The 2,073-nt window shown below is 39.9% G+C and carries 2 protein-coding genes; both read left to right on the forward strand.

Annotated elements, in window-relative coordinates:
- A partial coding sequence (locus AC1DUW_RS26810) for a bifunctional homocysteine S-methyltransferase/methylenetetrahydrofolate reductase (protein ID WP_477643928.1) occupies positions 1-1,624 on the forward strand: 1,624 nt, incomplete at its 5' end.
- Positions 1,617-2,073: homocysteine S-methyltransferase family protein (locus AC1DUW_RS26815; protein ID WP_477643929.1), on the forward strand; the 457-nt coding region annotated here is incomplete at its 3' end. The genes AC1DUW_RS26810 and AC1DUW_RS26815, both read left to right, overlap by 8 nt.

A 2,073-nucleotide genomic window follows, 5' to 3' on the forward strand; every position in this document is an offset into this window, starting at 1 on the left:
AGATGAAGTAAGCCGAATTAACCGTCAGGGAGTTATCCTTGCTAAAAAAGCTGCAAAAGGCAATGCATTTGTATTTGGTACTATAGGGGCGCAGCGAAGTATCCGTAAATCGGATTTAAGCATGGAAGAAATTAAGCGAGGTTTTCGTGAGCAGCTATATAGTCTGCTTATAGAAAATCCTGATGGGATTCTCCTTGAAACATTTTATGATCTGGAAGAACTTGAAACCGTGTTGCAAATTGCTAAAAAAGAAACAGAATTGCCAATTATTGCGAATGTATCGATGCATGAATTAGGTAATCTTCAAAATGGGATCCATTTAAATGAAGCATTTCAAAAACTCGAGCAATTGGGTGCTGATGTTGTTGGTGTGAATTGCCGTCTAGGTCCACATCATATGATTCGCGCCTTGGAAGAAGTGACTTTGCCAAAGCATGCGGCTATCGCTATCTATCCAAATGCCAGCCTACCGGATTACGTGGATGGAAGACTAGTTTATAAAGCAGTGCCTGAATATTTTGGCTCAAGTGCCCTTGAGCTTCGTGAGCAGGGTGCCACGATAATCGGTGGGTGTTGTGGAACAACACCACTTCATATTCAATCTGTGAAAAATGCGATTGGGAGTTTAGTTCCAGTAGAAGAAAAAATGACGAAAGCCCGTGAAATCGAAATAATTGAAGTGAATCATAGAGAACTGGAACTACCCCTGCATGAGCAGGCCAAAACTGAAAGAACGATTCTTGTTGAACTTGATCCGCCGAAAAAATTAGGAATTGAAGGTTTTATGGCTGGTGCGGAGGCATTAAAAAATGCGGGTGTTGATTCGATTACATTAGCTGATAATTCACTTGCTTCACCGAGGATATCTAATGAGGCGCTGGCCAATTTGTTGAAAAACCAATTAGATGTAAATCCAATGGTGCATATTACGTGCCGTGATAGGAACTTAATTGGCCTTCAATCACATTTAATGGGGCTTCAAACGGTGGGGTTGAACGAGATTCTGATTATCACTGGTGATCCTTCAAAAATAGGGGACTTCCCAGGTGCAACTTCAGTCTATGATTTATCGTCATTTGACTTAATTAGTATGGTAAAACAATTTAATGAAGGTCTTTCCTATTCCGGTCAAAGTCTTGGTCAACGGGCAAATTTTAAAATTGCGGCTGCCTTTAACCCAAATGTGAAATATTTGAATAAGGCCGTTCAGCGGATGGAAAAGAAGATTGCTTGTGGTGCTCAGTCCTTTTTGACCCAACCGATTTATTCAGTTGATCAGATTGAAGAGGTTTATGAGGCGACAAAACATATAGATACTCCGATTTTCGTCGGAATCATGCCGTTAACGAGCACACGAAATGCGGAATTTATCCATAACGAAATACCGGGTATTAAATTACCTGATAATGTAAGGCGGGCTATGGCTTTAGCTGGGGATGACCCGATAAAGTCAAGAATGGAAGGTGTGAATATCGCCAGAGAACTGGTGGACGCCGCAAGAGAAAAATTCAAGGGAATTTATTTAATTACACCATTCCTTCGCTATGAAATGACTGCGGAACTTACAAAATATATTAGAGAAGTCGATAGTAAACAAACATCAGAGGTGGCAGTACATGAATAAAAAAGCGATTCAAGAACAGTTAAAGTCTAAGATTCTCCTTCTTGATGGTGCAATGGGAACCATGCTACAAGCTGAGAATTTAACAGTAAAGGATTTTGGGGGAGAACAATTCGAGGGGTGTAATGAATATTTATCACTGACGCAACCTGAAATCATCCAAACCATCCATGAAAAATATTTAGCAGCAGGTGCAGATATTATTGAAACAAATACCTTCGGAGCCACGAGCATCGTTCTTGAGGAATACCAAATAAGTACGATTGCTTATAAGCTTAATAAAATTTCAGCTGAACTTGCCGTGAAAGCTTGTGAAAAATATTCAAATGATAAATGGCCAAGATATGTTGCTGGTTCAATGGGACCAACAACAAAAACACTTTCTGTTACAGGAGGAACCACATTTGATATTTTAACCGATTCTTATGAAGAACAGGCACTCGGTCTATTAG

This window comes from Peribacillus sp. P4_C12 (assembly GCF_056402095.1).